The 26,057-nt window shown below is 45.4% G+C and carries 19 protein-coding genes; 11 read left to right on the top strand and 8 right to left on the bottom strand.

Features of this window, described 5'->3' with window-relative positions; all coding sequences use genetic code 11:
- The first annotated feature begins 19 nt into the window (after positions 1-19).
- Genes recC through recD form a run of 3 tightly spaced genes read left to right on the top strand, consistent with a single transcriptional unit; the run spans position 20 to position 8,773 of the window.
- Positions 20-3,373 (top strand): exodeoxyribonuclease V subunit gamma, encoded by a 3,354-nt coding sequence (gene recC, locus Nant_RS01830; RefSeq protein WP_054339934.1) that lies wholly within the window; start codon positions 20-22, stop codon positions 3,371-3,373.
- Positions 3,363-6,908: an exodeoxyribonuclease V subunit beta gene (gene recB / locus Nant_RS01835; protein ID WP_054339935.1), complete on the top strand. Its 3,546-nt coding sequence runs from the start codon at positions 3,363-3,365 to the stop codon at positions 6,906-6,908. Before recC ends, recB begins: the two co-directional genes overlap by 11 nt.
- Complete coding sequence (gene recD, locus Nant_RS01840) at positions 6,905-8,773, top strand: exodeoxyribonuclease V subunit alpha (protein WP_054339936.1); 1,869 nt, start codon at positions 6,905-6,907, stop codon at positions 8,771-8,773. The genes recB and recD overlap by 4 nt, the downstream gene beginning before the upstream one ends.
- Positions 8,774-8,837: 64 nt before the next feature.
- On the opposite strand, the gene Nant_RS21175 is transcribed toward recD, so the two are convergent.
- The gene (locus tag Nant_RS21175; RefSeq protein WP_156298814.1) at positions 8,838-8,987 is read right to left on the bottom strand and encodes a hypothetical protein; all 150 of its coding nucleotides are present in this window, start codon (positions 8,985-8,987) and stop codon (positions 8,838-8,840) included.
- A gap of 67 nt (positions 8,988-9,054) precedes the next feature.
- Positions 9,055-9,297, bottom strand: a complete 243-nt coding sequence (locus Nant_RS01845) for a GrxA family glutaredoxin (protein WP_054339937.1) — start codon at positions 9,295-9,297, stop codon at positions 9,055-9,057.
- A 548-nt stretch (positions 9,298-9,845) separates the two neighbouring features.
- Between Nant_RS01845 and mqo the strand changes: the two genes are divergently transcribed.
- On the top strand, positions 9,846-11,327 hold the full coding sequence (gene mqo / locus Nant_RS01850) for a malate dehydrogenase (quinone) (protein ID WP_054339938.1): 1,482 nt from the start codon (positions 9,846-9,848) through the stop codon (positions 11,325-11,327).
- A 63-nt stretch (positions 11,328-11,390) separates the two neighbouring features.
- Here the strand turns inward: mqo and Nant_RS01855 are convergent, their stop codons facing one another.
- A complete protein-coding gene (locus Nant_RS01855; RefSeq protein WP_054339939.1) occupies positions 11,391-11,972 on the bottom strand; it encodes a TIGR04211 family SH3 domain-containing protein in 582 nt (193 codons plus the stop codon).
- A gap of 192 nt (positions 11,973-12,164) precedes the next feature.
- Here Nant_RS01855 and Nant_RS01860 point away from each other — a divergent pair, with 192 nt between their 5' ends.
- Positions 12,165-12,992, top strand: coding sequence for a mechanosensitive ion channel family protein (locus Nant_RS01860; RefSeq protein ID WP_054339940.1), 828 nt, complete (start codon positions 12,165-12,167; stop codon positions 12,990-12,992).
- 56 nt (positions 12,993-13,048) lie between these two features.
- Here Nant_RS01860 and Nant_RS01865 read toward each other — a convergent pair whose 3' ends face one another.
- The 4 genes from Nant_RS01865 to Nant_RS01875 form a co-directional block, all read right to left on the bottom strand.
- Positions 13,049-15,274, bottom strand: a complete 2,226-nt coding sequence (locus tag Nant_RS01865) for a sodium:solute symporter family protein (RefSeq protein ID WP_054339941.1) — start codon at positions 15,272-15,274, stop codon at positions 13,049-13,051.
- Between the two features lie 101 nt (positions 15,275-15,375).
- Positions 15,376-15,648, bottom strand: coding sequence for a membrane protein insertion efficiency factor YidD (gene yidD, locus Nant_RS20925; protein ID WP_076496095.1), 273 nt, complete (start codon positions 15,646-15,648; stop codon positions 15,376-15,378).
- 136 nt (positions 15,649-15,784) lie between these two features.
- Positions 15,785-16,624 carry a sensor domain-containing diguanylate cyclase gene (locus Nant_RS01870; RefSeq protein ID WP_054339942.1) on the bottom strand — a complete coding sequence of 280 codons (840 nt, stop codon included), beginning with the start codon at positions 16,622-16,624 and terminating at the stop codon, positions 15,785-15,787.
- A 120-nt stretch (positions 16,625-16,744) separates the two neighbouring features.
- On the bottom strand, positions 16,745-18,130 hold the full coding sequence (locus tag Nant_RS01875; RefSeq protein ID WP_082400010.1) for a PhoH family protein: 1,386 nt from the start codon (positions 18,128-18,130) through the stop codon (positions 16,745-16,747).
- A gap of 106 nt (positions 18,131-18,236) precedes the next feature.
- On the opposite strand from Nant_RS01875, the gene cobB reads away from it, so the two are divergent.
- Both cobB and ppnN read left to right on the top strand, forming a co-directional pair.
- Positions 18,237-18,953 carry a Sir2 family NAD+-dependent deacetylase gene (gene cobB / locus Nant_RS01880; RefSeq protein ID WP_054339944.1) on the top strand — a complete coding sequence of 239 codons (717 nt, stop codon included), beginning with the start codon at positions 18,237-18,239 and terminating at the stop codon, positions 18,951-18,953.
- 142 nt (positions 18,954-19,095) lie between these two features.
- Positions 19,096-20,499, top strand: a complete 1,404-nt coding sequence (ppnN, locus tag Nant_RS01885) for a nucleotide 5'-monophosphate nucleosidase PpnN (RefSeq protein WP_054339945.1) — start codon at positions 19,096-19,098, stop codon at positions 20,497-20,499.
- Between the two features lie 145 nt (positions 20,500-20,644).
- Here ppnN and bktB read toward each other — a convergent pair whose 3' ends face one another.
- Positions 20,645-21,829, bottom strand: a complete 1,185-nt coding sequence (bktB, locus tag Nant_RS01890; RefSeq protein ID WP_054339946.1) for a beta-ketothiolase BktB — start codon at positions 21,827-21,829, stop codon at positions 20,645-20,647.
- A 230-nt stretch (positions 21,830-22,059) separates the two neighbouring features.
- Here bktB and Nant_RS01895 point away from each other — a divergent pair, with 230 nt between their 5' ends.
- The 4 genes from Nant_RS01895 (at position 22,060) to Nant_RS01910 (ending at position 26,031) form a co-directional block, all read left to right on the top strand.
- Positions 22,060-23,037, top strand: coding sequence for a M23 family metallopeptidase (locus tag Nant_RS01895; RefSeq protein ID WP_054339947.1), 978 nt, complete (start codon positions 22,060-22,062; stop codon positions 23,035-23,037).
- Positions 22,986-23,447 carry a bactofilin family protein gene (locus Nant_RS01900; protein WP_076496096.1) on the top strand — a complete coding sequence of 154 codons (462 nt, stop codon included), beginning with the start codon at positions 22,986-22,988 and terminating at the stop codon, positions 23,445-23,447. The genes Nant_RS01895 and Nant_RS01900 overlap by 52 nt, the downstream gene beginning before the upstream one ends.
- 3 nt (positions 23,448-23,450) lie before the next feature.
- Positions 23,451-24,233: a class II glutamine amidotransferase gene (locus tag Nant_RS01905; protein WP_054339948.1), complete on the top strand. Its 783-nt coding sequence runs from the start codon at positions 23,451-23,453 to the stop codon at positions 24,231-24,233.
- A gap of 109 nt (positions 24,234-24,342) precedes the next feature.
- Positions 24,343-26,031, top strand: a complete 1,689-nt coding sequence (locus Nant_RS01910; RefSeq protein ID WP_238377043.1) for an AMP-binding protein — start codon at positions 24,343-24,345, stop codon at positions 26,029-26,031.
- The last annotated feature ends 26 nt before the right edge of the window (positions 26,032-26,057 follow it).

Here is a 26,057-nt window from a genome sequence, read left to right on the forward strand (position 1 = left end):
GCTATCACGGGACAGGACCATGTTAAGGATTTATCACTCAAATGCGCTGGATACTCTGCGCGATATACTGGTTGAGATGATCAAAAATGATCCGCAATCAGATCCCTTTCTGGCGGATCAGATTTTGGTTCAAAGCCCCGGAATGGCGCAGTGGCTAAAATTAGAGTTAGCTGAACGCCTGGGCATTGCTGCTAATATTGAGTTCCCTTTGCCGGCAAGTTTCCTCTGGAAAGTCTTTGTCGCGGCACTTGACGATGTTCCTGAGCGCTCCGCGTACAATAAAGCATCGATGACCTGGGTGTTAATGAGGATTTTGCCTGAGCATCTCAATGATGATCTGTTCAGTATTCTCAGACAATACCTTAAACAGGATGATGATCCGCTGCGCCTTTATCATCTCTGTGCAAAGGTAGCTGATCTATACGATCAGTATCTTGTTTATCGCCCTGACTGGATTGCTGCCTGGGAGCAGGGTGATGATCAGCCCGCCGATGACCAGGAACAGCGTTGGCAACCGGTTTTATGGCGGGCGATTGTTGCCGATACAAGTGCCAGAGGATTACCGCACTGGCACCGTGCCAATATGTACGACACTTTTATTAGTGCGCTGTCTGATAAAAGTTCAGTTTTATCGGGCGTGCCGCAACGCATCTTTGTGTTTGGCATCTCTGCATTACCTCAAAACTATATTGAAGCACTCGCCGCCTTAGGTGAAAAAATTGATGTTCATTTAATGCTGGCGAATCCATGTCGACATTATTGGGGTGATATCGTCGATCCCGCTTATCTGGCGCGGTTGAATAGGCTCTGGTTATCGAAGGGGCAGGATGCCGACAGTACCTACCAAACAGGTCATCCTTTATTAGCGTCGATGGGTAAGCTGGGGCGTGATTATCTGTATCTGATTCAACAAATGGAGTTGCCGGAAGTCGGGCTGTTTAACGATGCCTGCTATGACTTGATGCTAAGCGCTTTACAATCGGACATTCTTGAGCTGAATAACCGAGGGTCGGTTTTAGAGCACTTACATCAAGATCCTGATCTGATGCCTATTAGCTTTGCTGCAGACGACCAGAGTATTCAACTGCATTCGGCACACAGCGCGTTACGTGAAGTGGAAATTCTGCAAGATCAGTTATTGGCGATGTTTAACGACAATGCCACACTGAAACCGCGCGATATCATTGTGATGATGCCGGATGTGGCGCATTACGCGCCCTATATTGATGCGGTTTTTGGTAACGCTGAACAGAAATGTTTCCTGCCGTATTCCATATCAGATCGCTCTGCGGAGCAGGAAATTCCGCTGCTGAGCAGTTTTATGCAGCTTATTGCGCTGAATAATAGCCGTTTTAGCGTATCCGAAGTGATAGCGCTGTTAGAGTTGCCCGCCACGTTGCGGCGCTTTGGTTTAGAGCAGGAAGACTTTGAGAATATTCGCCATTGGATACATGAAACCGGTATTCATTGGGGGCTGGATCAGGCGTCCCGTGAGGATGTCGGTAGCGTTCAGTTTGAGCAAAACAGCTGGCATTTTGGCATGGATCGTCTTTTTAGCGGTTATGCGTTAGGTGCAGCTGATACGGTATGGAATGATATTGCACCTTACGATGGGGTAGGCGGCTTATCGGCGGCAGCATTGGGTCAGCTATCTGCATTTCTGACCCAGCTAGGCCAGTTAAAGGAGCTGTTCTCGGGTGAGCAGTCGCTGACTGAGTGGATCGTGCAGATTCATCAGATGATGGATTCAATGTATCTGCCTGATGAACGTGATCATGAAGCGCTGGAGCTCATCTATCAAGCGCTCGAATCTTTACGTGAAACCTTTCAGGAAGTCACTTTCGAAGGCAGCATCGATGTGGCGATACTGCGGGATTATTTACAGGAACAACTCTCCAGCCAGCGTTCGTCACAACGGTTTTTATCCGGACAAATTAACTTCTGTACATTGATACCGATGCGGGCGATTCCGTTCAAGGTCGTTTGCTTGCTTGGCATGAATGATAGCGATTATCCGCGCTCATTGCCGCCCATGGGGTTTGACCTGATGGTCGACCATCCTCGCAAAGGCGACCGCTCTCGCCGTGATGATGATCGATACCTGTTTCTCGAAGCACTGTTGTCCGCACGTGAAACACTTTATATCAGTTATGTGGGACGCTCGATTGCGGATAATTCCAAACGCGTCCCCTCGGTGTTAGTCAGCGAAGTCTTGGAATATTGTGACCAGGCCTATCGGATTGAGGGCTTAGCGTTGCTCGTCCAGCAGCATTTATTACTTGAACATCCGTTAACGGCCTACAGTCCTGCTTATTTTGATGCCTCGTCTGAGCGTTTATTCAGCTATAACGCGCGTTGGGCTATTCCTCAGGCTGAGGCGGCTCAAGTTGCAAGAGGTCAGGCTGAAAATTTTATCAAAGGTAAGCTTCAGGAAACAGAATGTGAGCAGCTGGAACTGGAAGAACTCATCATGTTCTACCGGCATCCGATTCAGTATTTTTTTCAGAAAAGAATGCAAATCTATTTCCGTGATGATGAGCTGGTCTTATCTGACGAAGAGCCATTTCATCTGGAGCCGTTGACCGATTACCATTTACGCAAGCGGTTGTTGAAATCTGCATTGCGGGGCGATGGATTAGAAGCGACCGGACAATACATCCGTCAGTCTGGTGTATTGCCGGTAGGTAAGGCGGGTGATATTGAACTATTCAAACGAACCCGTGATATCGGTGAGCTGTATGAAAAAATGCAACCACTGATGACAGGTGAGCCACGTCGTTTAGAGATTAAGCTGAGGTTTCCGGGATTAGGAAAGCTTTCAGGGTCAGGCAAACTTTCAGAGTCAGGGAACTGCGGTTCTACTGAGATGGAAGCCTGTGACCTGACGCTGCAGGGCTGGGTTAATGATGCTTATCAGGGTGGCGTACTCAAATATGATGTATCCAAAGTATCTGGCAGACACCGTTTTATTACGTGGATACAGCATTTGGCGACCTGTGCCGCAGGCTTTGCCGAGCGCACTATTTATCGGGGTTTGAGCGAACAGTTTAGTTTTAAGCCGGTATCTGCTGAACTGGCTCATCAAGAACTCACACAACTCATCAGCGTTTATCGGGAAGGGCAACGCCTCCCTCTTAACTGGATACCCGAACCTGCCTGGAAATGGTTAAGCCTTCGCGAGAAGGATGAAGATCGTGCCCGCAAAGACGCCCAGAGTCGTTTTGAAAGTGACAGAGGTGGAGATGGCAGCAATCCCTATGTGCGGCGGGTTTACCCCGAGTGGCGTATGCTGGAATCCGGTGTATTCGCGTATTCTGATCAGCTGTTTAGTGAAATGATGAACTATCTGGAAGTCGATAAAGATGACAATTAAGCTTCTGGATCCGATCACTCTCCCGATCACAGGCCAATGCCTGATCGAAGCCAGCGCAGGAACGGGTAAAACCTACACGCTGGCCGCTTTGTATCTGCGTTTACTGCTGGGCTTAAGTTCTGGTTCTGGATCAGGGGCTGATTCAGATAAGGAAGCTTTGCAGCAAAGCCAAACCCCTTTGGGCGTTGAACAGATTTTGGTCGTGACCTTTACCGAAGCGGCAACACAGGAGTTACGGGATAGAATTCGGCAGCGCATCAGGGAAGCCCGAAAAGCGTTTATAGCGGGCGAAAGTAAGGACCCGTTATTAGCGCGGTTATTAGATCACACAACAGATCATCAGGATAAAGCCCGCTTACTTGAGCTGGCGGCAGCGGAGATGGATCAGGCGGCGATCTTTACGATTCACGGGTTTTGTCAGCGGATGCTCAAACGGCATGCGTTTGAGAGTGGTGCGCTTTTCAATCAGGAGCTCACCACCGATGATGCTCCCCTTATTCGTCAGGCGTTGCTGGATTATTGGCGCGATGCTTTTTATCAGGCCTCTGATGAACTGGCAGGTGAGATGCTGCAGCAGTTCAAAACGCCGGATAACTTGCTGCCTGCTATTCGTAGTTTTTTGGGTATACCTGATTTGGTACAGGAGCCGGACTATAGTCAGTTTGATCTTAAGGCGGGCTGGCAGGCGCAAAAACAGGCGTTGCTGCTCTTTAAACAATCCTGGCTGGCCGCGGTGGCCGATTTAGCTCCGTTGATCGACGCTTCTGGTATTAATAAGCGCCGTTACAGTAAGCGTAACCTGCCGGGCTGGCTGGAGGTTGTTTCCGCGTATGCGCAGGGCGATGAGCCGCATGCGCCCTGGGATAAACTGAATTATTTCCGGGCTTCAATTATTGAGGATGATTGCCCCAAAGGGTCACCGCCACAGCATCCGGTTTTTGTGCAGATCGATCAATTGTTCGATCTTCGTGTACCGGTTGAAGCTGTCATTATTTCGCAATCCCTGGGCGAAGTGAAGAAACGCTTACAAGCTGAAAAGGCACGTCATCAATTACTGGCGTTTGACGACCTGCTGACTCAATTGGCATCAGCTTTACGCAGAGACGGCGGTGAAAGGCTGGCAGAGGCCATTCGTAAGCAGTATCCGATCGCGATGATCGATGAATTTCAGGATACTGACCCGCTGCAATATGCGATTTTCAATCAAATCTATCCGGCAGCGCCTTCGGCGTTACTGATGATAGGTGATCCGAAACAATCTATTTACGCTTTTAGGGGCGCTGATATTTTCACCTATATGCAGGCGCGTAAGCAGGTAACGGCACATTATACGCTGGACACCAATTGGCGCTCATCTACGGCCATGGTTACCGCCGCTAACGCACTGTTCGGATACGTTGATTCGCCTTTTATATATGATCAGGATATTCCGTTTTACGCCGCTAAAGCATCGGCACAGGCCGATAAAACACCTTTTAGCAGTAATGGCCAGGTTCAGCCTGCGCTGAATTTTTGGTTGGCTGATGAATCGCTAAGCGCAGGGGACTACCTTAAACGTTATTCGGCTGCCTGCGCGCAGCATATTGAATCGGTATTGAACTCTGGCCAGTATCACATAGGCGAACGACGTGCTTTACCCGCCGATATCGCGGTATTGGTGAGGGATCGTAAAGAGGCCAAAGAAATTCAACAAGCACTGCGTGGCCGTGGTATTGCCTCGGTGTTTCTGTCTAGCCGCGAAAGTGTATTCAGTACGGTAGAAGCGCGTGAGTTGTTCTATATTCTGCAGGCGATTGCTGAACCTACCGACGAGCGTACGCTGCGGACGGCGTTGGCAACCGGCTTATTTCATCTGAATATGTCTGAGTTGGATCACTTATGCCAGAGTGAGCTGGAATGGGAAGCGCTGGTGGCTGAGTTCCAACAATATCGTGAGCATTGGCAGCGCTTAGGAGTATTGCCTATGCTGCATAATCTGCTGGCTACGCGGCGCTTGTCTAACCGAATACTGGCGAATGAAGAGGGCGAACGTCGCCTCACCGATCTGTTACACCTGGGTGAATTGCTGCAACAGGCCAGTCAGGATGTAGAAGGTATGATGGGAACGCTGCGTTGGTTAGCTGAACATCTTGCCAGCCCCAATCAGAACTCGGATGAACAACAGTTGCACCTGGAAAGCGACCGTTCTCGTGTGACGATTATCACCATCCATAAATCTAAAGGGCTGGAATACGAGCTTGTCTATCTGCCTTTTATTTGCCGCTATCGGGATAGCTCCTCGTCGCTCTATCACGACGATGACGGGCGTTCTGTGCTGAGCCTGGAGCCCGATGAAGAGATCAAAGCACGGGTCGAAAAAGAGCGTTTAGCGGAAGATCTTCGCTTACTTTATGTCGCGATTACCCGTGCCGTACATGCCTGTTATTTAGGGGTGTGCGATATCCGTTACCGCAACAGCAAAAAAGGAAAAACTGTCAATAGTGCGTTGGGTTATCTGTTGATGGGAGCAGAGCCCGACCTGGCTGAGGCGGTTAATCGGTTCGCCGCTGCTTTTCCCGCATTACATGTGGAGCCATTACCAGAATCTATACCGGCTCATAGTATGGGTACGCTGGATATGTTTGCTTCACCAGAAGAAGTTCCCGCTGCCCCCGTAACGCGAACATTTACAGGCATGATTCAGCGTGACTGGCGTGTGACCAGTTACTCAGCATTAAGTCGGTTTCATACACGTGAGCCTGTCACTGAAATTAATATTGATCTTGAAGTACTCGAAGAGCAGGACATTACTGAAGATGATAGGGCGGGCGTTTTCAATATTTTCACGTTTCATCGTGGCGCGGCAGCCGGTACTTTCCTGCATACGTTGTTTGAAGAGATTGATTTTGCGACGGTAACACCTGAACAGTTAAATGAAGTGCTTGAAAAACATCTGCTATTAAGCGGTTTTGAGTCTGAATGGCAGCCGGTGCTGGCTGATTTTATTCAACAAGTATTGCAGGTGCCTTTAATGCAGGCCGACTGTCGATTGATGGATATCGCTCATCAGGACCGCTTGGTTGAGATGGAGTTTGTACTGCCTTTTGCCTCAATGAATGCACCACAGCTGAATCAGTTATTACGTCAGCATGACCCCTTAGCGATGCGGGCAGGCACGCTGCAGTTTGATCAGATACAGGGGATGCTGAAAGGTTACATCGATCTGACTCTGCGTTATGACGGCCGTTATTATGTGGTGGATTATAAATCGAATCATTTGGGCTACACCGCAGAGGATTATAGCCAGGAGGCGATGGCCGGGGCCATGATTGAACATCGCTATGATCTGCAGTATGTGTTGTATACGCTCGCGTTACATCGATTGCTTAAAATCCGCTTGCCTGACTATGACTACGAAATTCATATCGGAGGCGTGTATTACCTGTTTCTGCGAGGGATGCATCCAGATAATCCAGAACAAGGTGTGTTTTATACCAAGCCGGATTTCGCGTTGATTGATGCGTTGGATCACATGTTTATGGGAGTATCGGTATGAAACTGTTGGATGATCTTCATACGCACGGTTATCTGCGGCCGTTGGATATTCATTTCGCTCAATGGCTAACAAGGCAGCAACCCGAGATGCCTGAATTGTTGGTCTTGCTGGCAGCGTTGACCAGCCAGCAACTGGGAGAGGGGCATATATGTATCCATCTGGGTAAATTGGAGGTGATCTGGTCTGCATGGCCTGGCTTATTGCGGGAAGAAGCTAACGCTCTTTTGGCGGGCGGTTCAGTCGATACGTTAATCGATTCTCTGGTTCTGGGAGATGGTAGTGAATTAACGCCTATGGTCTTGGATAAAGACAGAATGTATCTATATCGTTATTGGCAATATGAGTGTCAGGTTGCCTGTGACCTGTTAGCCAGAGCGAAACCGATTGAATTTGATGTTGCGTTCCTTAAAGAAAAACTGGATGTGCTTTTTAAGCAAGACGTTAGCCTGAACGTTGATCAGAACATTGACCAGAGTAGCAGCAATTCGCAACCCGACGGACAGCGCGTAGCGGCAGCGACTGCCGTGATGCAATCTTTAGCGATTATCAGCGGTGGACCTGGAACCGGTAAAACCACGACAATTACACGGATGCTGGCAATCTATTTACAGATGCAGCGTAACCTTAATCCAGAGTATGTTCCGGTAATTTGTCTGGCGGCCCCGACAGGAAAAGCCGCCGCGCGATTGTCGGAATCGATAGGTCAGGCACGTGCTGCCCTTGATGTAGGCGAAGATATTAAGAATCTGATACCTGATCAGGGGACCACTTTACATCGGCTGCTAGGCGCACGTCCTGGCCAGGCCGCGTTTAAGTATAATCTTGATAATCCATTGCATCTTGATCTGCTGGTGGTTGATGAGGCCTCAATGATTGATTTGCCAATGATGGCTGCATTATTGGCCGCATTGCCGGAACATGCCCGGCTTATTTTAATTGGCGATAAAGAACAGTTAGCGTCTGTGGAGGCTGGCAGTGTGTTGGGTGATCTTTGCTCCCTCCCTGAGCAAGTGAGAGGCAGCAATCACATGGCTGAATTATTACGCATAACCTGTGATTTGCCAGAGTCTGCTCAGACAAAAAAACTATTATTTGCGGACTCCGTGGCATTCCTTACACGTAGTTATCGTTTTTCAATGGATAGCGGTATTGGCGCACTGGCACGCGCGGTTAACAACGGCAGTGCAGAGGAAGTGCGGCACGTGTTGCAGTCAGGTTATCCAGATCTGCAGCAACTACCTGTTAGCGTGACGGATAACTCCCAGCTGCTTCAGCATATGCTGGATAAATATAGAGCCTATCTGGCCGCTGTGACCGCTCAGGAATCGCCTGAAGCGATTGTAAAACGCTTTTCAGCTTTTCAGGTGTTATGTGGTTTGCGCAAAGGGATTTTCGGTATTGAGACGCTGAATGCCGATTTTGAAAAACTGGCGCAAAGCCGTGGTCTTATTGACATGAATGGTCGCTGGTATCCTGGCCGTCCGGTAATGATTACCCGTAATGACCGTTCTCTGCAGTTGTATAATGGTGATATCGGTATTGCGTTAGTCGATTCTGAAACACAGCAACTCAAAGTATGGTTTGAGCAGGGGGGGGCTTTAGTTCCGTATATTACCAGCCGTTTACCACAGCATGAAACTGTCTTTGCAATGACGGTGCATAAAAGTCAGGGATCAGAGTTTGATGATGTAACACTGGTGTTGGTAGAAGAAGCGAAAGTAGTCAGCCGGGAGTTAGTATATACCGGTATTACGCGTGCGAAAAAGCATTGCACGTTGTACGGTTCATTAAAAACTATCACCTCATCAATTGATAAACCCACGGTCAGGATGAGTGGGTTGGCGGCGAGAATATGGGGCGTTTGATGTAAATCAGACCGCCCTTAATCCAGAATAAGCAGAGACGTGTTAAAACGCCTCTATGTTCTTATTAACGGCGACGTTTAGTGTGAAGACGATCTGTAGGGCTATCATTCTTAATCCGAATGGGCTGCATTTTTTGTTGATGGTTATGATCAAGTAATGCTTTACCTATATAAACGGCAATTGCTGCGCAGATGATAGTTGCCATAATAGTCATATATTACCTCGTCTGTTTTCATCAATATCTAATTACACCCTGAGAAGATGTAATTACACTTTAGCCTCTAAAGTCCTGTTTCAGCAACTTTTTTGGCGAACTCTGTGTATCCGCCAATATATTCTTTGCCAATAAAAATCTGAGGTACTGTATTGACAGGCTTGCCGATGGTTTGTTCCAAATCAGCCTGACTAATATTTTCCTGATGGATATCCAGATACTTGAAAGCAAAATTATTCTGCTCACATAGCAGCTTAGCTCGTTTACAAAAACCACAGCCTTCTTTGCCAAAAATCGTAACGCGTTCCATAAATACTCCCTGATAAATTCAGTTCAGCTAGACGTTCTCTATCAGACACCTGTAAGGAATAGTTTGCTAATGGTATATAACTATTTAGTTGATAATGAAAATTAATGGCGATTTTTATATCTATAAAATGTGTGTGCTCAACAGAGACATATTCTTTATCAAAAAAGTTCCACTGAACTAATCTATAAATATTAACGAATTAAATAAAAATCGAGAATTTTTAACGGGTTAAGGTGCTTGCTTAGCGGTACTCAATATCGTTCGATAATGATTGTATACTACGAATTGACCAGTACTAATGGCTCAATTTTTCAAGACTTTTGTAAAAGAACCCGTATAATTCGCGCAAATATTCCCCATATGAAGGACGAAATGTCATATTCATATGCTTTTAGTCAGTACGAAAATGCTGGGGTAGGACATCCGGTTATTGATGAAACCAAAAGTTTCGTTACCGTTTGATTTAATGCTGATATACCAGTATTGAACAGAACTATCGGATGTGATTTTCAAATCCCATATTTATATTAGAAATGGTGAAGAGCAAAATGACAGCAAAATCGGTAGACGTGTTGTTGGTGGGTGCGGGTGCGATGAGTACTACCCTGGGCATGCTTCTTAAGCAGCTCGACCCTTCCTTTAATATCGTGATGGTTGAACGTTTAAACCACGTAGCCCACGAGAGTACTGATGGTTGGAATAATGCCGGCACTGGGCATGCAGCCTATTGTGAGCTGAACTATACGCCGATGTTACCTGACGGTAGTATCGATACCCGCAAAGCTTTCGCAATTAATTCTGCTTTTGAAGTTAGCTTGCAGTTCTGGTCTTATCTGGTGCAGCAGGGTGCTTTGCCTTCCCCTGAAAACTTTATCCATCCGACACCTCATCAGAGTTTTGTCTGGGGTGAAGAAAACGTAGCTTTTCTGCGTAAGCGTTATGAAGCACTGAGTCAGTCACCGCTATTTTCTGATATGGAATACAGTGAAGATCCAAGAGTGTTGCGTGAGTGGATGCCACTGATTCTTGAAAACCGCAACCCTATGGAGAGCATTGCAGGTACGCGTGTTCGTTATGGATCCGATGTAGATTTTGGTTCTCTGGCACGTAATATGGCGAGTTATCTTGAATCGCAGGATAATTTTGAATTGTTGCTCGGTCATACGGTTAAAGATCTTGAGCAGCGGGATAACGGTCAATGGCGCGTCGAACTAAAAAATAAAACGACAGGTGATGACGAAGTTATTAATGCTCGTTTTGTCTTTTTAGGTGCCGGTGGTGGTGCTTTACCATTATTACAGTTATCGGGTATTCCTGAAGGTGATGGTTACGGTGGCTTCCCTGTTAGTGGTCAATGGTTGGTATGTAAAAAACCTGAAATAGTTGAAAAACATTTTGCTAAGGTTTACGGCTTAGCGCCTATTGGTGCGCCTCCTATGTCTGTTCCGCATCTTGACACGCGTATTATCAGCGGTGAGAAAGCCTTGTTGTTCGGACCTTTCGCTGGTTTTACTACTAAGTTCCTGAAGCAAGGCTCTGTTCTTGATTTACCTAAAAGTTTGCGGGCTAATAATCTTAAATCTATGCTGTCTGTTGGTAAAAATAACATGGATTTAACACGCTATTTGATTAGTGAAGCAATGCAGTCACATGATGCCCGTATGGACTCTTTGCGTAAATTTTATACTGACGCGGATAATGACGATTGGACATTAGCGACCGCGGGCCAGCGTGTTCAGATCATCAAAAAAGACAAAGAGACAGGCGGTAAACTGGAATTCGGTACTGAAGTAATCACTGCCGCTGACCATTCTCTTGCTGCGCTGTTAGGCGCTTCGCCGGGTGCATCGACTGCTGTGAGTACTATGATTAATATCGTAGAGCGCTGCTTTCCTGAAAAAATGGCAACGCCGCAGTGGCAGAAAAAGATGAAGGAATTAGTGCCTTCTTATGGTGAGTCACTGACTGATAATACTGAATTGCAAAAACGTGTTCGCCAATACACACTTTCAACTTTAGCGCTGGATTAGTCATTTTTGTAATTGAATGACACCAAAAAAAAGCCGATGTACATCGGCTTTTTTTGTTTTTTGCTATAGCCAATCATCGCGGCGTTTTTTCTTTTTAGGCATATAGGGTAGAAGTAGGCCTAAAAACACACCTCCTAGCGCAACCAAGCCACCGTAAGTGAACCAGCGCATAAGATTACTTTCATCCATATTGTCTATCTGACGGTTCAGCTCTTCTATATCAGTGTTTAATTTGGATAACTGATCTGAATAGGTACCATTTTCTGCTTTAAAGGTGTCCAGTTCACTTGTCAGACTCTGAATTTCGGTTGACTGCTGTTTTACCAGTGTTTGGCTACTTTCGAGCGCAGATTCGAGTTTAGGCATCCGAATCTGGATACTATCGCCATTCTCAATATTGTTGGCATCAACCCAACCAACTGATCCAGCGCTTGTGCGTACCTGAATATACTTTCCATCATTGCTTTTTTTGAGGATATCTATCGGGGAGCCGCTATGTACACGTCCGGAAATTCGATATTGATTACTGGGCCCACCGTGCATAAATACAAACACATCATCAGCGATGTGTCCTTTCTCCGCAAATGCAGGGAGGGCAAAGATAGTTGTTGATATGAGCGCTGTTGCTAAAACGTATTTTTTCATAATTCAGAGAGCCTTTGTCTCAGATAAATATTGTGTATGGATGTCTCTGAGTAGAATCTTATAGTAAAGCATTTTATGGATTATACGATGGAAAGTACGGACTAAAGTTCCTTTAAAAGTATGTTTTTTTACTTCCGCAAGGGATAATAGTGCCCCCATATTAATAAGTCCGATTAGACGAAGGAGTCATAGATGGAAAATTTTTTGGATTCAAACCAGTTAATCGCCCTGCAAAATGAATATATCGTACCCTGGATCATCAATGTTCTGACTGCTCTAGCCGTATTTATTGTTGGGCGTATGGTTATCGGCCTGATGATGAGTTTAGCCAGAAAGCTGTTACGTAAGTCAAAAATGGATGATATGTTGATTAATTTCATCACGTCTATTTTAGGTGCTGTATTACTGCTTTTTGTGGTCGTCGCTTCTCTTGATCAATTAGGTGTTAATACCTCTTCGTTGATCGCGATTGTGGGTGCCGCTGGTTTGGCAATAGGTTTATCACTGCAGGATTCTTTGAAAAACTTTGCCGCTGGTGTGTTGCTGGTGGTGTTTCGTCCTTTCCGTGCAGGTGATTTTATTGAGGCGGCGGGCGTTTCAGGTGTTGTTGAGAGTATCTCAATTTTCAGTACCGTTATGCGTACCGGCGATAATCGAGAGGTCATCGTGCCTAATGGGCCGATCTACGGCGGCGTAATTACCAATTATTCGAAACGTGATACCCGTCGGGTCGATATGATATTTGGCATTGGTTATGATGCTGATCTGCTGCAAGCGAAGACATTGTTAGCTGAAATCATAGCTGAGGACGAGCGTGTTTTGCTGGAACCAGCACCGGTGGTTGCTGTTTCTGCGCTAGCTGATAGCAGTGTTAACTTCGTGGTACGCCCTTGGGTTAAAACGGCGGACTACTGGGCGGTGCTTTGGGATACTAATGAGAAAGTTAAGTTACGTTTTGATGAGGCGGGTATTTCTATTCCCTTTCCGCAGATGGATGTACACCTGCATAAAGAAGAGTAATTGATTAATATCAGGTGGCAGAGTCATGCCACCTGATATTATCGTCTTTTATTAGTTTAGCTGCTTTCTTTTGGTGATACGTTTACGTTGCGTGGAAGTAGATTTGCCTGATTTCTAAGGTCATCATTTTCTTGTTTAATTCGTTGTGATTCTGTTCGGTATTTAAATATCTCTTCGTACCGGGTGTCTAGTTTTGTTTCCAGAAGCACGATCTCTTGTTGTTGCGCAGTGATGGTGGCTTCGAGTGTATCTATTTGTGACTGAAGACTCGATAGCATTCCGAAGCCATTCGGTAAATGATCATCGTCATCATCAGCGTCTTCATTGCCTTGTTTCTGTACGACACTCTGGGTGCTTAACTCATTGACTATATGGCTATAAAGCGCTTTAAGATCACTGGATTCCCGCTCAGAATAGCGAATTGTTTGTTCGAGTGCGCTATGCGCACTGGCCGCTCCAATGGAACCCGCCAGTAGATGCTCAATCATCCGATGGAACTCAATTAATTCAATGATTGTTATGTAGGCTTTGCCAAGTACCTGTAAGTCTTCTGCGATGGTGTATACCGACTCTCGCGCTTTATCTGCCGTTAAGTATTGGGCGAGTAGGTTTTTAGCTTCTTCTATTTTGATGCTTAGTGTTATGTACGCATCCAGCCCTGTTGGGCGTGCTTTCTTGTTTATGATTTGTGGTTGCAACGCCGCCATGAACTCTGTCGTCAGCGTGCGTTCATCTTTATGCGGGTGGTATATCAATGAGCCAATAATGTAGAAGCTGATGTTAAATAGTAAAGTCCATATAACACTGTGTGTGAGTGGGTTAAAGTCGTCAAGCCCAAGCAGTGCTTCCGGCTTTAGTTGCTCTATGCCCCAGGGACCCTCCGTCAGAATAGTTGGACTCAACCAGCCTTGTTTGATGAAAGTAGGCAAGCCTAAGGTGTAACACCAGATAAAAAATCCTGCGAGCAAGCCTGAAAAAGCACCCCCGCTATTGCCCCGATGCCAGAACATACCACCAAAAGCGGCGGGTGCGAACTGTAAAATAGCGACAAAAGAGAGTAAGCCAATGGCGACCAGAATGTAAGAATCACTGAATTCGCGTTCGAACCAATAACTGCCTGTTAAAATCAACGCCACCAGTACCCAGCGAATTTGCAAGAGGTGAGCGCGCAAGCGCTGCGTGGCGGTAACAGATTCAATAATGGGTAATAAAAGATGATTCGAAACCATGGTGGCTAATGTCATGGTGGTAATGATGATCATACCGGTCGCGGCAGAAAAACCGCCAATAAAGGCAAATAGCGTAAGCCCCTGGTAGCCTGCTTGTTGTGGTAATAATAAAACAAAAAAGTCAGCATATTCAGCAGGAATGCCTGACATCAGGCCCGCCGCTGCCAGCGGAACGACAAATAAGTTGATAGCTATAATATAAAGCGGGAATAACCACATCGCGGTTTTTATATGTTTCTTGTCAGTATTTTCAACGACCGCGACATGAAACTGTCTTGGTAGGAGATAGATACCGGCAAAACTCAGAATGATGAGTGTCACCCACATGCTGGCACTATTATCCACAACATCGAATTGGGTCAGATAGGAGAGGTTTGCTTCTATCATGCGAGCATAAATGTCGCCTGGGCCATCATAGAGAATAAAACAGACAAACAAGCCAACACTGACAAAAGCAACGAGTTTTACAATGCTTTCAACCACCAGCGCAACGATCATTCCTTGATGCCGTTCCGTTGGATCAAGTTTACGAACACCAAATATAATGGTGAAAGCGGTCATTATTAATATGACAAACAGGCCGCTGTATTCCCATGCAGGGCCGTGGTCTTGCGTAATGATCTCAAATGAATTGACGATGGCTTTTAATTGCAGTGCGATATAAGGAAGGATGCCTATTAAGGCAATTAGCGTGACCAGCCCGGCAATTTTTTGTGAGCGCCGATATCGGGTTGATATAAAATCGGCGATACTGGTTATACGAAAGGTTTCTTTAATAGCAACCATTTTTCTGAGCGTGACCCACCAGAAAATAATACCGATTAACGCCCCAACATAGATACCCAGAAAAAGTAGCCCTGATGTGCTTGCAAAACCTACGCTGCCATAAAACGTCCATGATGTGTGGAATACCGCAAGGGAAAGCGCGTAGATCCATGGGCTTTTGAGGGGGGTGCCTGTTTTTGCTACCCGTCTCTCAACGAGTTGAGCAACCGTAAAGAGCAGAAGCATATAGACAATGACGGTTGAAATGACAGCTAAGGGCGAAAACATCAAGGATAGCCTTCCAGTGAATGCTGTTTTGTTGGATCGTATAAGTTCATAGAGGTATGCGCGTATTGTAACGCGTTTTTGTAGGAAGGCTTAAACACTATTTAGCTTTGCGGAGGAGGGGTGTGTTTATGCGTATCACATTGGCACGCCGGTGGAACCGGGTCGACTCCTCCCTCGTGCCATGGGTGGCATTTGAGAATTCTAAGAGTGCCAAGCCCGGTGCCTTTTAAAAGGCCATGTATTTCAATTGCTTCAAGCATGTAGTGAGAGCAGCTTGGGTAGAAGCGGCAATTGTTACCTAGCAGGGGGCTGATTGCATATTGATAAAGTCGGATAATACCGGTGAATACGGTTTTTATTGCTTTTACGAACATGTTATAGCTCACCGCAGTTTGTTTCTGCACGCACTAGGTAGAAGGTCATCAAATGTTACCTGGCAGGGGGCTGATTGCATATTGATAAAGTCGGATAAGACCTGTTAGTACGGTTTTTATTGCTTTTACGAACATGTTATAGCTCATCGCAATTTTTTTCTGCTCGTAATAGCAGGTTATCAAATTGGTGGTCAGTAACATTATCGAATTGAGCGTGACCGTATGCCAGTTCAATAGTAATAGCGGTATCAGCAATAAGAATATTTCGTTCGCTAATTACTGCGTTTATTCGATTGGCAACGATCTCTGTTTGCTCAAGTGTTGCGTCTATCAGGCAGATTACAAAACTCTTATTATCGAGTCGCGCGGCGTAGTCTGACTCTCTAAGCGCGTCTTGTAACGCTCTGGATACATTGATCAATACATGATCACCCATGGCGTAGCCGTAGCTTTGATTGATGCTGCGAATATTGGCGATGTTGATAACAAGCAGGGACAAAGGGGTGCGATAGCGTTTAGATCGGGCAATATCCTGAGTCGCCATCATGAATAATTGTGGTCGATTAAAAAGCCCCGTCAATGAATCATGAGTCGTGTTGGTTTGTAGTGAACGTTCTGTTTGAATCAGAGCACTAATATCCTGAAAATAGATATAGATACGATGACCATCAGGATGAAAAGTGGTTGAGTAATAGCGCAGACCTGCACCGCTCATTAATGCTATCTGATAAGTTTGAATAGTCTGTTCTGCGATGGCCGCTTTCGCATAATTAAGCAGACTCTGTAGCGTTTCCTGCGATTGATTTAAATCAGACAGTGTCATTAATATGAGTTCAGATACCGGAGTATAGAAAACATGGCTTGCTGCTTCGTTGGCATAAATAACGTGAGCATTATCAACTACCACTATTCCATGTGGGCTGAAATCAACAAGTGGGTTCGATGAAAACTCTGCGCCAGCGATATCGTTACTCATTTTAGAAGTCCATATGTTTGATTATGCTTCAATCATACGAGCTAATAAACCGAATGAAAATAGAATAACAGTTGCCGAAGCGATATTCTGACAACTGTTATAACCGTTAATAACCTGATTTTAGAGGTGCTCTTCTGCATACTCTGCCAGTTTTGAACGGAATATGCCTTCAAAGTGAACGTTAGCCGCCCCGTCAAAACCTTTGAAGCGTTCGACAATATAGGTTAACCCTGACGTTAGCGGTGTTAGATAGTTGGAGTCAATTTGTGCCAGATTTCCCAGGCAAATCATTTTAGTGCCTTTGCCTGAACGCGTGAGAATAGTTTTTAGCTGTGATGGCGTTAAATTTTGTGCTTCATCAATAATGACAACCGCGTTCTGAATACTTCGGCCGCGAATGAAATTAAGAGATTTAAACTGAATATTCGCTTTTTCTATGGTGTATTTAACACTGCTCAGAGGGCGTTCATCATTTTCATGCATCGCTTCCAGATTGTCATTTATTGCACTCATCCACGGAGTCATTTTTTCTTCTTCCGTGCCCGGAAGAAAGCCAATATCTTCTGCAACCGGTGGTGTTGAGCGTGTCACAATAATTTTATTATAACGCTTTTCCTCTATGACCATTTCGAGTGCAGATGCCAGGGCGATTAAGGTTTTTCCTGATCCTGCGGCGCCATTGAGAATAGCCAGATCAATAGCGGGATCGAGAACGGCTTGCATGGCAAATGCCTGATAGATATTAATGGGGGAGATACCCCAGCAGCTTTGCTGCATCAGGTGATCGTAGCCAAGATCCAGTAAGGTGATCTGTTTATCATCGATGGAGACTACGCGCGCTGCAAAATCTTTAGAATCATCAAAAATGTATTCGCTTACATACGCGTTAGGGATAAGCGTTTTATCAATATAATGATAAGTGTTCCCCTCTTCCTGAACACTTTTTACCTGATCTACCTGTTCCCAGAATGTACCATCTAAGTGGGCATGACCGGCAGGCAGCAGGTCAATGTCAGAGACGAGTTGGTCGGTGCGATAATCTTCAACGCGTTCCAGGCCAGCACCCATTGCCTTTAAGCGCATGTTGATGTCTTTTGTGACTAAAATAACTTCTTGATGTGTGGTTGTAGACTGTAAGTGCAGCGCACAGTTTATGATTAAATTATCTTTTTTATTACTGCTGAGAAAGCCCGGCTTTGTTGTGAGCTCATGATCAGGAAAAATACTGAGTTTTCCGAGTCTGATCTCCCGGTCCTTACCCGGTAAAGCAATTTGTACTCCTTTCGTTATTTGCGATGGAGACGTTGCCGTTGATAAAATATTGTCTATGGCCCGAATCGCATAGCGAGCTTCCTGAGCAACATTTTTTTTACGATCCTTAATGTCGTCCAGTTCTTCAAGAACGGTCATCGGAATACAGATGTCCTGTTCTTTAAATGCGAACAGGCATTTAGGATCATGCAGCAGTACGTTTGTGTCGAGAATATAGAGTTTTGTTGCGCTCATGGCTCTATCCTTTTGCAGCCGAAACAGAGAATGACAAACTTAATAGACCTTCAATATCCATGATAGTCTAATGTTTGAGGCTTGCGGTCAACTATTGGGGAAGTAAATGAGTTATCAGTCAATCGTCGTGTTAACGGGGGCGGGTATCTCTGCCGAGTCAGGAATAAGGACATTCAGAGCCTGTGATGGATTATGGGAAGATCACCACATTGAGGATGTAGCAACGCCTGACGGTTTTCTTCGTGACCCGGAACGAGTGCACCGTTTTTATAATGCCCGGCGTGCACAGTTATCCGATTCGAGCGTTGTGCCAAATGAAGCACATAAAGCCTTAGCGCGTCTGGAAAAAGCATTTCAGGGCGAATTTCTTCTGGTTACACAAAATGTGGATAATTTGCACGAACGTGCAGGCAGTGAGGCGCTTATACATATGCATGGCGAGCTGTTGAATGTTCGTTGTACTCGTTCTGATTATGTTTTTGAAGTAGCGGGTCCTGTCGGGCATGAAGACCGATGTGTTTGTTGTGGGCTAAGGGGAACTTTACGGCCTGATATTGTCTGGTTTGGAGAAGCGCCGAAGCAAATGAATGAAATCTATCGGGCCTTAAGTCAGTGTGACTTGTTTTTGTCTATCGGAACGTCCGGGCATGTGTATCCGGCTGCCGGGTTCGTTGAAATTGCCAATGAAACGGGTGCTCACAGCGTTGAAATTAATCTGGAGCCTTCAAGAAAAGAGTCTCATTTCAAGGCACATTATTATGGCCTTGCCAGTGAGCAGGTGCCGGCGTTTGTGGATAAAATAATTGCAGATCAGCAATCTTGAGAAAATATAAGTTTTTGTTATATATAGATATACCAACGTGACAAAGTGAACTATGTTGAATGGTATATGGATAATATGTTGAAACGCTAGGCGGGTAATCGACAACGCCTATCGTAATTTATTTTTAAGGAGAGTGGTGTATATGATCACCGAATATTTTATCAATGCAAGTGTGACGCCTTTGGAGAGCATGGATACCCTCTCTCCACATGAGGTCGAAAAATTACAAGATATGAGTCAGGGCGGTTTGTATCGGTTATTTCGTCAATGTTGCCTAGCTGTTTTGAATACGGGAAGTGAGCTTGATAGCACGCGTACTGTACTGCATCGCTTTCGTGAGTTTGATATTCGGATTAAAACTAAGCATAGAGGTGTACAGCTGGAGTTGATTAATGCGCCTGCTTCGGCGTTTGTTGATGGTCAGCTTATTCAAGGTATTCGTGAGCATTTGTTCACCGTGTTAAGAGATTTATTGTATGTCGGTGACGAACTGGATCAGGGTTCTGCCGGTTTGAATGCGTCGGGACGTATCACCAATACAGTGTTTCATATTTTACGTCATGCTGCCGCTATGAAGCCTCATGTGGAGCCCAGCCTGGTTGTCTGTTGGGGAGGTCATTCTATACAGAGGGACGAGTATGACTATACAAAGACGGTAGGTTACGAACTGGGTTTGCGATCATTCGATATTTGTACAGGGTGCGGACCTGGCGCGATGAAAGGACCCATGAAAGGAGCCACGATTGCCCATGCGAAACAGCGGAAACATAATCCTCGCTATATCGGCCTGACTGAGCCCGGGATCATCGCAGCAGAATCACCTAACCCTATCGTCAATGAACTCGTCATATTGCCTGATATTGAGAAGCGATTGGAAGCATTCGTACGTTTAGGGCATGGCATCATTGTTTTTCCGGGGGGAGCAGGTACGGCTGAAGAGATTCTTTATATGCTGGGGATTCTTCTGCACCCTCAAAACCAAAATGTACCCTTTCCTCTGATCTTTACAGGGCCAAAAGGCAGTGAGGCATATTTTGAGACGGTCGATCGTTTCATTAAAGCAACTATCGGAGCGCGCGCGGCACAACGTTACGAGATCATTGTCGGGGATCCGCATGATGTTGCTGTGAAAATGAAGGCGGGTCTTGAAAGTGTATTAGCTTATCGTAACCAAACAGACGAGTCATATCACTATAACTGGCAGTTGCACATTCCTCATGAGTTCCAGCAGCCTTTTGAACCAACGCATAAAGAGATGGCGCAGTTAAATCTCAGAAAAGGTCAGCCTGATTATATTTTGGCGGCTCAGTTAAGAAAGGCGCTTTCAGGTATTGTTGCAGGTAATGTTAAAGAGCCCGGCGTATTGGCTATTGAACAATATGGTCCTTTTGAGCTGACAGGGGATAAGGATATTATGCACTCATTAGATGAGTTGCTATCTTCATTTGTTGAGCAGAAACGTATGAAAATCAACCACGAAGAATATGAGCCGTGTTACAGAATTGTGAATGATGAAATAGTAGAGAAGTCAAAGGACGTAATATAAGGCTATATGCTGTCTTAAAATAAAAATGACGTAAGCTTGAAATGAAAAATCCTTAAAAAAAGGGAGCCTCAAACAGAGGCTCCTGACGCTAATATCTGAAACAGATATTAGCCGCTCTTAAGTTAAATGTGCTCTAGCAGTTAAGTTAAATACGCTCTAGCAGTGCGGCAATCCCCTGACCACCACCGATACACATAGTAACAACCGCATAACGTCCTTCAACGCGTTGCAGTTCATACAGTGCTTTAACAGTGATAATTGCACCAGTAGCACCAATTGGGTGGCCCAAAGAGACACCCGAACCGTTAACGTTAACCTTATCGGCAGGCAGGTCTAAATCGCGTGCCACAGCCAGTGCTTGCGCTGCGAATGCTTCGTTTACTTCCCAAACATCGATATCGCTGATAGAAAGGCCCGCATTGTCCAGTAATTTACGAACAGCGGGAATAGGGCCTATACCCATGTACTTTGGTTCAACACCTGCAAAGGCATAACCAGCCAGACGTGCCATTGGCTTAAGGCCGCGTTTTGCTGCTTCGTCGGAACTCATTAGAGTAACCGCTGCTGCTGCATCGTTCAGGCCTGAAGCATTACCGGCCGTTACACTACCGTCGCGCTTGAATGCAGGACGTAATTTCGTCATGTCTTCTAATGTACAGCCCTTGCGAGTGTGCTCATCGGTATCGAAAAAAGTACTGCCCTTACGGCTTTTCAGTTCAATCGGTAAAATCTGATCTTTAAAGCGACCTGAGGTTGTCGCTGCTTCGGCACGCTGATGGCTTAGCAGCGCCAGCGCATCTTGATCTTCACGGCTGATCTTCCATTTCTCCGCGACGTTTTCAGCGGTGATACCCATATGAGTATCATCGAATGGGCAGGTAAGGGCACCTACCATGGCGTCAACGATTTCGGCATCACCCATACGTTGTCCAAAGCGAGCGCTTGGGATCCAGTATTGAGAGCGACTCATTACTTCGGCTCCTCCAGCGACAGCTGCAGAGCACTGGCCTAACTCGATCTGTTGGGCAGCGGTAATAATTGCTTGCAAGCCACTACCGCACAGGCGGTTTACAGTAAGACCCGGTGTTTCATGTGGCAAGCCACCATTAACAGCAGCAACGCGGCCTATATACATATCACGGCGTTCAGTGTGGATAACATTACCGATAACACTGTGCCCAAAAGCAGCGGGCTCCACTCCAGAGCGTTTAACTGCTTCTTCTACAACGGCTGCTGCAAGCTCACATGGGGTTTTAGTTTTCAAACTACCACCAAAACCACCAATGGCTGTACGTACGCCACTTAAAAAAACTACATCATGCTGACTCATACCCTACTTTCCTTTTTTAATATAATAACATCACTGATTGGGGGGAAACCGATTCAGAAATACAGAACATAAACCATATTTTCCATCGGAGTCATAGTCGCCTATAAGCAATTGGTTTAATTTTTAGACTATTGGGTAACATCCAAAGGTTAATATCAGGGTGTTTTATGACAATTCTAAAATTTATGCGTATATTTGCAGCTGCCTGATGAAGTTTTAGGGATCAGAGATTGAAGAATAAATTGATCGTTACGTTAACGACGGTACGTGGTTCCCGTCAATACTCTTTGGGACAGGTAGCTCGCTATCTGGTGATATTTTTTATAGCGTTATCTGCTGTCAGTTTTTTTATTTCGAACTGGTTGTTGGTGAAGACATCGGATGATCTGGCGGATTTGGTGGAAGATCATGAACAGCTTAACGATCAATATGAAATGATGCTGGGAACGCAGAATCTATATAAAAATGAGTTAGACCAGCTTAGTGTATCGCTGTCGCGTGTGGCCAGCCAGCGAGATAAATTAAAGGCTGAAAACATTCGTATGGGAGATGAACTTTACGAAGGCAATAATCGTATAGGTGAGTTGAGTGCGACACTAGGGACAAGCTTAAATGGGTTGGAAACACTTTTAAATGTAGAACCAACGGGTGATTTGTCGACAGAAAGGTTGGAATCACTAACGATGATGGCAAATCAGCGTTTATTTATGCTGAATAGTATCCCGAATGGTGTGCCCATACAGGCTATACGGATCAGCGATAGTTTTGGCATGCGTATGCATCCGACAAAACATAAACGTATCCTGCATAGTGGTATAGATTATAAAGCCGATGTAGGTACGCCGGTGTATTCAACCGCTGATGGAGTGGTTGAATCTGCCGGTAATCAACATGATGGTTATGGTAAACAGGTGGTGATTCTGCATGATTTCGGATTCAAAACTACTTATAGTCATTTGAATGACATCGATGTGAATAGCGGCGAGTTCATTCATAAGGGGCAAAAAATAGGTGAAAGTGGGAATACGGGTAGAACCACAGGCCCTCATTTGCATTATGAGGTCAGGCACCTCTATTCAGCGATTAATCCGGCACCTTTTGTTGCCTGGAATATCGCTAACTTTGACTCAATTTTTACAAAAGTGAAGAGTGTTAAATGGGCATCTTTAAAAAATCTGTATCCTCTAAATCAAATCGCTCAGCCATAACCATTATTGCTGAGGGGAATAAGCTTTCTGGTGAAATGAACATCATAGGAAAGATGCATATTGATGGCGTATTTGAAGGAAATATTAAATCGCTGGATAATATTTCGATTGGTGCGACAGGGCATGTCTCAGGCATCATTAAAGCCAAGCATATGACTGTCAGTGGCCTGCTTGAAGGTGAAATTGTTTGCGATGAGTTACACATCGAAAGAGGGGGGCGAGTGCGTGCTACCGTGCTCAGCAAATTAATGAGCATCGATCCGGCCGGTTGTTTTGAGGGTGAGCGTCGTCAGAATGAAGCGCCTGCTTATCCTGCTATTAAAATTCCTGAATTTGAATCCGGTGTTGACGCTATAGATTCGTTACCGGATAAAATTACGTTGACATCATCCGATAAAAAGACGATCTGAATTATGTGTGAATTACTAGGCATGAGTGCCAATGTGCCTACCGATATCTGCTTTAGTTTTAGTGGTTTGATGCAGAGAGGAGGTGGCACAGGCCCGCATCGTGATGGATGGGGTATTGCATTTTATGAAGGAAAAGGTATCCGGGCGTTCCATGATCCGGCGCCTAGTTGCCATTCTGTCATAGCCCAGCTTATAAAAAACCACCCCATAAAAAGCCTGGTTGTTATCAGTCACATTCGTCAGGCCAATGTAGGTTTGGTTTGTTTGGAGAATACTCACCCGTTTATTCGTGAGTTATGGGGCTATAGTTGGGCGTTTGCACATAATGGTCAGCTGGATAAGCGAATTTTTGATCTGCCTTTGATCTTCTATAAGCCGGTAGGTAGTACCGATAGTGAGTATGCATTTTGCTGGTTGCTTGATCAGATACGTCTGACATTTCCAGAACGGCCCGATAATTTTGATGAGCTGACTACGTTTATCCATCAGTGTTGTGAGCAATTACGATCAATGGGCGTCTTTAATATGTTGTTATCGGAGTCTCAGTATTTATTTGCTTATTGCTCTTCAAAATTGTCATGGTTAACGAGGCGAGCTCCTTTTGGGGAGGCGAGCCTGAAAGATGATGACTTAACCGTTGATTTTTGCCAAGAAACAACGAACAACGATGTCGTCACAGTGGTTGCGACGGAACCCCTGACGGCTAATGAGGCCTGGACCAGACTAAACGCTGGCGAGTTGGTGGTTTTTCACGAAGGGCTGGCTCAGGATCATCGAGCGCCTTAATCAGGGCGCTATAACCTCAGCAGTAATCAGTGATTATTGTTATAGCAGTGCTTCTTTAACTTCATTGGTTATAACCGTTTCCTTTACCGATAATGGATCGTAATAAATAGTGGATCGTAATAATTTGAGCCCGAAAATGGATTTGCCCGTTTCAAACATTACTGATTTGCTGGTATTGACCTGTCATCGCTATGCAGATCATCCAGCGTTTAGCCATGCAGGCGCAACGCTGAGTTACTTTGAACTGGACCGGCTCAGTTCATCTTTTGCCAGTTATTTGCAGCATCATACAGGATTGGTGCGGGGTGACCGCATTGCTCTTTTATTACCTAATTTGCTGCAATTTCCTATCGTCCTCTTTGGGGCATTAAAAGCAGGTCTGGTGGTCGTTAATATGAATCCGCAGTTTACGCCACCTGAATTGCAATATCAGTTACATGATAGCGGCGCTAAAGCGGTAGTCCTACTCTCTGATCTTGCGGGTAATTTAGCAGAAGTTCTGAATGCCACCATGATAGAAGAGGTTGTTGTTACGGGCGTCGCTGATTGCCATTCTCCTTTTGTTCGATATTGGAATGTTATAACTAAACGCTTAACTAAGCCTTGGGGTAGTGCACACAAAGCGCTGCCTAAGGATCTCGTTCATGCGATTAATTTCAGACAAGCGTTGAAAATAGGCGAGGCAAGGCGGTGGGAGAGCGGAGCGACTTTATCTGACGATCTGGCTTTTTTACAGTATACCGGTGGTACCACAGGACGGGCACGAGGTGTGATGCTGACACACGCTCAATTGATAGCAAATATGCAGCAAATTAATGATTTACTTGAGGATATGGTTGAATCCGGGGCTGAAATCGTATGCGTACCTTTGCCTATGTATCATATATATTCTCTGACCTTTCATTGTCTTGTTATGTTATCTCAAGGCAGTCACATGATTTTAGTTCCTAATCCCAGAGACCTTGATTCGTTGGTCGCTGAGTTTGCAAAGTACCCCGTTACATTTTTAGCTGGCCTGAATACCCTTTTTGTTGGCTTATGCCAACATACAGTTTTTGGACAATTGGATTTTAGCCGCTTGAAAGCGACTATCTCGGGTGGCGTTGCATTGACTCAATCAACGGCCGTTGAGTGGCAAGCTGTCACGGGTAACAGGATTTTGGAAGGCTATGGTTTAACCGAGGCGTCTCCCGTGGTAACCGCCAATCGTCCGAATGCCATTGCGCACGGAACTGTGGGTCAGCCATTGCGTGATACGCAGGTTCGAATAATAGGTGAAGAAGGTGACATACTTTCCTATGGCGAAACGGGAGAGTTATGGGTTAAAGGTCCACAAGTGATGCAGGGTTATTGGGGGAAGCCAGAAGAGACTGACCAGGTTTTAGTGGATGGCTGGCTTAAAACAGGGGATGTTGCCAGGCTTGATCAGCAGGGTAATATTCAGATCGTTGATCGTAAAAAAGATGTGATTAACATCTCAGGTTTTACGGTATACCCGAATGAATTGGAAAAAATCATTAGCTGTCACCCCGATGTATTAGAGTGCGCAGCCATAGGTATACCCGATGATGTCACGGGCGAGCATATCAAGGTTTATGTTGTCTCATCAAACCCACGGTTATCGATACGTGATATCCGCGGTTATTGTCGTGAGCGTTTAACCTCTTATAAAGTACCACGATTAGTCGAATTCAGAACGCATTTACCTCATAATGCAGTAGGAAAAGTACTGCGGCGACAGCTCAGAGAAGAAGAAATCTATATTTTGCAGCATTCGAAACATGGTCGGCATCTATAAAGTGTTTTCAATATATTGACGCCTAA

Source organism: Neptunomonas antarctica, from assembly GCF_001305295.1.
Taxonomy (GTDB): Bacteria; Pseudomonadota; Gammaproteobacteria; order Pseudomonadales; family Balneatricaceae; genus Neptunomonas; species Neptunomonas antarctica.